This window comes from Anaerophaga thermohalophila str. Valhall (assembly GCF_000250735.1).
In the GTDB taxonomy this organism is placed as follows: domain Bacteria; phylum Bacteroidota; class Bacteroidia; order Bacteroidales; family Marinilabiliaceae; genus Anaerophaga; species Anaerophaga thermohalophila_A.
In genome coordinates this window covers 1-6,362 of record NZ_AHZV01000047.1, presented here as the reverse complement: position 1 = coordinate 6,362, position 6,362 = coordinate 1, and the positions used below count along the sequence as shown (strand labels likewise).

Here is a 6,362-nt window from a genome sequence, read left to right as displayed (position 1 = left end):
TTTTATTGTCCTTTTTGGCATTGCCCCAAAAAGAACGAAAAAAGTCTGGTCCGTTTAAACCTTTCCGCCCGCGAAAGCCAAAATTTCCGGCCATTGCGCAAGGCCTTGAAACGAGAGCATAGCTGTGATTTCTCAAACCAGCATAAAGACTTTCTATTGGAAATATTTGCGAGTTCAATACGGCCTTAAAAAGAAATTTTTATCCGTATTAAAGTCGCCCATTTTGGCGGCTTCGCAAGCCTTGCAATTGGCACTTTCTGAACAGACACATGAGAAGTAAAAAACTTTCTCGACTTTATAGTCCGAATCATCTTTAACGGGACAGTAGCGACACAACAAAATTCTTATCTTTGTTTAGTCACAATATGGGGCATGGGGCAGGGAGCAGGAAGGAAAGGTGGAAGGGTGAAAAGGTGAAAAAGTAGAAGGCATTACTGAGCAGGAAATAGTTTGCTGAAAGTAACCGACAGGCAACAGGCAGAGAGCATGGGGAACTAAATCTCAAACGGATGAAACCAGAATATTTCATAGCAAAAAGGATACAAACAGGGGGCATTTCCGGGAAACGGCTGGCAGGACCGGTTGTTAAGGTCGCCATTGCCGGGATCATTCTGGGGATGGTGGTGATGATTATATCCGTTGCTACGGGAATGGGGTTTCAGCGGGAGATAAGAGAAAAGATCATTGGTTTCGGAAGTCACATACAGGTTATCAGCTACGACTTTAACCTTAGTTATGAGACCAACCCGATAGATCAGAACACCGTATTGGAAAAAGAACTGGCCGATGTGCCGGGTGTACTGCACATTCAACGTTTTGCAACAAAACCGGGCATTATAAAAACCCAGGATCAGATGCAGGGAGTTGTTTTGAGGGGTGTAGGAGCAGAATTCGACTGGTCGTTTTTTCGAACAATTATTGAAGAGGGAGACACACTGACACTCGCCGATGACAAAACATCCAACGGCATACTAATCTCTGACGACATTGCCCGTATGCTGCATTTAAAAGTTGGCGACAAAGCCCCGATGTATTTCTTCGAAGAACAAATAAGGGCCCGGAATTTTACCGTGGAAGGAATCTTCGACAGCAACCTGCCCGAGTTGGACGAAACATTCGTAATATGTGACATCCGGCAGGTTCAACGCCTCAACAACTGGAGTTATGACCAGATATCCGGTTATGAGCTGCTTACCGGCAGCTTTGAAGACATTATGGAAACAGGCAGTCTGGTAGCAGATGTAGTATCGGCACACATTTCGCCCGAAGGCACAATGCTGCGAACCCGCACCATCAAACAAACGCAGCCGCAGATATTCGGATGGCTCGACCTGCTGGATATGAACATTGCCGTTATTATTGGCCTTATAATACTGGTGGCCGGCTTTAATATGATCACCGGGTTGTTAATTCTGATCCTTGAACGCACCAACATGATTGGTGTTCTGAAAGCCATGGGTATTGCCGACTGGCCCTTGCGGAAAGTTTTTTTGATTTTGGCCGGGAATATTGCTCTTAAGGGATTATTTTGGGGAAACCTTATCGGACTGGCCTTTTGCTGGCTGCAATCCCGGTTCGGTTTCATTAAGCTGAACCCCGACAATTATTTTCTCGAAACCGTGCCCATTCATCTCACCTGGGCATCCGTTCTCCTTCTAAATGCCGGTGCCATTATTGCTATTTTTCTGATGATGACCGGTCCCTCTTACCTGGTAGCCAAGATATCACCTGTGAAGGCAATCAGATTTGAGTGAGGAAGAGATTCTTCGTCGTACCTCCTCAGAATGACACTCAAAGTTCTGTTATTCTGAGCGGAGCGAAGAATCTCCACCACTCGGGATATTACCTTATTTTATCAGTTCACCATTCCACAGTTTCTGAAGAAATATTTTCCAGGGCAAAATACTAATAGTTCCAATCTTGCGTGGGAATGGATCATTAGAGACCAGAATAGATTGCCTGACATTATACTCATCTTCGAAATACTGCAATCCTTTAATATGTCTCTTCCCGGCATTATCTGTTGATTTTACCTCAATTGCAATTTCATGGTCTCCAAGAACAAAATCTATTTCAATTTGAGAGGCTGTACGCCAATAATAAACAGGGTATTCAATTCCTGAATAATGCCTATGGGCACGAATTTCCTGATAAATAAAATGCTCAAAAGCATTTCCAAACATCTCGCTTCGGGGTTTTATTTCTCCCCGCCTCAACAAATAATTGACAATCCCCACATCGAAAAAATAAAACTTCGGCGCATGTATCACTCTTCTTTTAGGCCTCTTCTGAAAAGATGGCAGAAAACTGCCCGTCAAAGTATCTTCCAGAATTTGAAAATATTCTCTTATTGTAGGAGCACTAACCCCACACTCCGAAGCTATTTTTGAATAATTGACCATTTCACCATTAGAAAAAGCTGCAGTTTCAAGAAACCTTGAAAATGTCGAGACTTTTCTGATTCTGGCCTCAGCCATAATTTCATCCTGCAGATAATTGCCAATATATGCCGAAATTAACCGTTCAGGGTGATCCGACAGATAATGGCGAGGCAACAAGCCATGATTTAACGCCCGCATAAGATCAAAGTCTGGTATTTCGCTGCTCACCAAAGGATAAAGCTCATACCTCAATGCTCTGCCTCCCAAAAGATTGGCTTTGGAACTCAGAATTTTGCGGGGGCTGGAACCACTTAATATAAATTGCGTCTTATTATTTTCTATTAACCAGTGGATTTCGTCTAATAATGCAGGAATCTTTTGTATTTCATCGATCACAACAGGAGTGCTCAAATCTGAGGCCATTACTATTTCCCGCAACTGTGCCGGTTCTCTGTAAAGTCTTTCAAACACATCGGTTTGCAGCAAGTCGAACCAAAGCGAATCCGGATACATATTTTTTAGCAAAGTACTCTTCCCTGTTTGCCTGGCTCCCCACAGAAAGAAACTTTCCCTTCCTGATTTTTCAAATATTTGCTTTCTAATATACATGATATTTGAAGGTTTAACTTTTAATTGTCATGATTTTTGAAAGAAATATATGGGAAATCCACAGTGATTCCAAATATTTATTTCCAAAAATTGTTTGATTACCCCCTGGTATGCAGTGATTGATCGTCGGGAAGAGATTCTTCGTCGTTACCTTTTCAGAATGACACCGGGCTGTTTGTTCTGTCAAACAAAAACGAGCATTATTTGTTTGCCATAGCATGAAAATTCCTTACTTTTACTAACCTAAAATAGAGAGAATGCAAAAGCTAAAGGAAATATTCAGAAAAAAGATAGCCCTATCCCAGGTTAAGTTTGTTCGTAGTATTATGGACAAAATTAACTGGGATGCCCGCCTCATTGGAATAAAAGGCTCTCGCGGTGTTGGAAAAACCACACTTTTACTTCAGTATATTAAACTAAATTTTGAGAATGATCTCCAATCAACACTTTATGTCAGTCTCGACAATATATGGTTCGGCGAAAATAAATTGATTGATCTTGCTGATGGTTTTGCCAAAGAGGGCGGAAAATATCTATTTCTTGATGAAGTTCATAAATATCCCGGATGGTCAATGGAAATTAAAAATATTTATGACGACTATCCCGAATTAAAAGTAGTTTTTACCGGCTCTTCTCTCCTTGAAATACTTAACGCAAATGCAGACCTTAGCCGGCGTGCTCTAATATACAACATGCAGGGATTGTCTTTTCGGGAATTCCTGGCATTAGAAACCAATATTACCTTTGAAGAACTCTCTTTAAAACAAATTTTATATGAACATGAAAAGCTTGTTCCGGATATTGTTTCAAAAATAAAACCCTTAAAATACTTCACTGATTACCTGAAATATGGTTATTACCCGTTTTATCAGGAGTTAACTGACGTTTATCATATTAGGCTTGAAGAGGTGATAAATTTAATTCTGGAGACCGAGTTACCCAGATTAAGAAATGTGAATATTGCCTATACACATAAGCTGAAACAGCTGCTGTTTATTATTACTGAATCGGCTCCTTTTACGCCCAACATTTCCAAATTAAGTGAACGTACCGGACTTAACAGGGAAACCCTGCTTCATTATCTGCATTACCTGCAGGAAGCACAGCTGATTGCTCTTGCCTGGAAAAATACGAAGGGGATCAGCCGGTTGCAAAAGCCAAATAAAATATATTTGGAAAATACCAATCTGATGTACACTTTGGCTTCTGAAAACCCGGATAAAGGAAACCTTCGCGAAACTTTCTTTCTCAATCAGTTAAAATATCATCATCGGGCTGAGCTTTCGGATAAAACTGACTTCCTAATTGATGGTGAATATTTGTTTGAAATCGGGGGCAAAAATAAAACGGGAAAACAAATATCTAATCTTCAAAAGGCCTGGATAGTTTCTGATAATATTGAGTACGGATTTGAGAATAAAATTCCATTATGGTTGTTTGGTTTTTTGTATTGACTGGAAGGGGTACCCCTCCGCACGGTTTTGGATAAATTGTTTTTTTCGTATTTGATTTGCTTAAGTTATGGGTAATCCTCAGCCTTAACCTTAACCTTAGCCTCTGTTGCTGCTGGGTGCTGGTTGCTGGGTGCTGGTTGCTGGGTGCTGGGTGCTGGGTGCTGGTTGCTGGTTAATTGGTAATTAGCAAGTTATAGCAAATCTCCTTCTCTCAACCTCTACCTTAGCCTTAGCCTCTATTGATCATTGGTCATTGATAATTGAAAATTGAAAATCTGTGTTAATCGGTGTCGCTCGGCTATACCGCTTGCTTGCAAGAATCTGTGGTGAACTTACCCCTTTCGCGTACCCCCTAATCCTGTCTTTCAATTTCAGGGTAATCTTCGAAAGAATGCCGAACAAACCATGGTAAGACCTCTGATTTTCAATCGTCTGTCCCCGCCATAATAAAATGACATTTCCTGCAAAACGCCGGTGTTTCGCCATCTTTCCACATCCTCCTGAAGTCCTTAAATCCATCAGAGTTAAGCACATTCATTAACGGTTGCTCCACGACACTACCAAATGATAACTCTTTGGGGAAAGGCTTGGCACAACAGGGCGGTACTTCGCCATTCCAGGTCACATAAAAATGTGTCCACGGGAAAGGGCAGTTTTGAAAACTTCCAGGGCGATCAATATCCTGGAAAAACACATCCAGTTCGGGATGTTGTTTTGCTTTTTCCTGAGCCTGCCTGTATGCTTCCCGGAACTCGGGAAATTTATAGAATTCATAATATTCAAGACCTACATCGGTCACCGAAGCCAGGTTAAATATCGTAAACGTCAGATTAGCAAATCCCTTCTCTGCTGCCAACTCGATAAGTTCGCTCATCTGGTGATAATTTTCTTTCACTACTACCATGTTGAAAGTCAGGTCGGTTCCTGAATCTTTTGTCAGGGACTGAATTTGAGTGACCTTATCTATAAAATCATCATAATCGGCATTTTTGCGGATATTGTTGTAAACATCACCAATGCCATCAATCGAAATCTGAATGGTGTCAAGGTTGGTTTTGATGGCATCAATAATTTCCGGTGCCCGTGGCAAAGTGGCATTCGTGGAAATGTTGGTCAGTATGCCGCGGTTCTTTGACTTGACATATTCAAGGGCATTGGGCAGGTGAGGATAAAGCAACGGCTCTCCCATACCGGTCAGGCCAATAGAATCGATATATGGATAAGCTTCATCCACCAGCCTCTTCAGTAATGCAATATTCATGTCACCTTTGTCCATCTCTTTCCCGTAATCATATTCCCTTGGACAGGTAATACAATGCAAATTACAATGATTGGTCACTTCGAGCATAATGGTGGAGGGATGGGCAACATCCAATGAGCCGGATAACTTTCTGAAATAATGCGTTACCTTATTCCCGCTATACTTTAGGAAGTTGATACCACCAGGAAGATGGATTAGCCGGTATATCCCCTTTTTAATTTTGCGGCGTTTCATTAACAATAGATGGTTAGATTTTTATATTTAAGATTACTGAGCCCGGTCTAAAAAGCATCTTTGTTGCCAAACTCTGTGTTGTTTTGACAAAAATATGCTTATTATACCGCACTCATTACTGCTATCCGACAAAAAAGCATTTAACTTTTTGCGCTCAAGCCGCGCGGGCTTTTACTTTTTTTGCTCACAAGATAAACTATATGTCAGACTTATTCGGGGTGCTAATTCAAAGTGAAGAATCTGATACTAATCCCTGTATTTTTTTGTTTCACAGAGTTTCACGGAGTAAACACAGAGGCCCACAGAGTAAAAAATAGTTTTTTCAGGCAACCTTTATTGCAGCGCATGGTTTTGATAAATTGTTTTTTTCGTATTTGATTTGCTCAAGTTATGGGTAATCCCCAGCCTTAACCTCAGCCTTAA

At 41.1% G+C, this 6,362-nt stretch carries 4 protein-coding genes; 2 read left to right on the top strand and 2 right to left on the bottom strand.

Annotated features, from left to right (window positions below; genetic code table 11):
• Window positions 1-509 precede the first annotated feature (509 nt).
• Entirely contained in the window at window positions 510-1,754 is a 1,245-nt protein-coding gene (locus OQ5_RS0101980; RefSeq protein ID WP_016775884.1) for an ABC transporter permease, read from the top strand.
• A gap of 93 nt (window positions 1,755-1,847) precedes the next feature.
• On the opposite strand, the gene OQ5_RS0101975 is transcribed toward OQ5_RS0101980, so the two are convergent.
• On the bottom strand, window positions 1,848-2,990 hold the full coding sequence (locus OQ5_RS0101975) for an ATP-binding protein (RefSeq protein WP_016775883.1): 1,143 nt from the start codon (window positions 2,988-2,990) through the stop codon (window positions 1,848-1,850).
• 257 nt (window positions 2,991-3,247) lie between these two features.
• Between OQ5_RS0101975 and OQ5_RS0101970 the strand changes: the two genes are divergently transcribed.
• The gene (locus OQ5_RS0101970) at window positions 3,248-4,444 is read left to right on the top strand and encodes an ATP-binding protein (protein ID WP_016775882.1); all 1,197 of its coding nucleotides are present in this window, start codon (window positions 3,248-3,250) and stop codon (window positions 4,442-4,444) included.
• A 424-nt stretch (window positions 4,445-4,868) separates the two neighbouring features.
• Here the strand turns inward: OQ5_RS0101970 and OQ5_RS0101965 are convergent, their stop codons facing one another.
• Complete coding sequence (locus OQ5_RS0101965; protein ID WP_016775881.1) at window positions 4,869-5,939, bottom strand: radical SAM protein; 1,071 nt, start codon at window positions 5,937-5,939, stop codon at window positions 4,869-4,871.
• Window positions 5,940-6,362: the final 423 nt, after the last annotated feature.

What these genes read in the sequence shown, in the direction of transcription:
- OQ5_RS0101980 (WP_016775884.1), top strand. Translation starts at nt 510, where the DNA reads ATGAAACCAGAATATTTCATAGCAAAAAGGATACAAACAGGGGGCATT.
- OQ5_RS0101975 (WP_016775883.1), bottom strand. Translation starts at nt 2,990, where the DNA reads ATGTATATTAGAAAGCAAATATTTGAAAAATCAGGAAGGGAAAGTTTC.
- OQ5_RS0101970 (WP_016775882.1), top strand. Translation starts at nt 3,248, where the DNA reads ATGCAAAAGCTAAAGGAAATATTCAGAAAAAAGATAGCCCTATCCCAG.
- OQ5_RS0101965 (WP_016775881.1), bottom strand. Translation starts at nt 5,939, where the DNA reads ATGAAACGCCGCAAAATTAAAAAGGGGATATACCGGCTAATCCATCTT.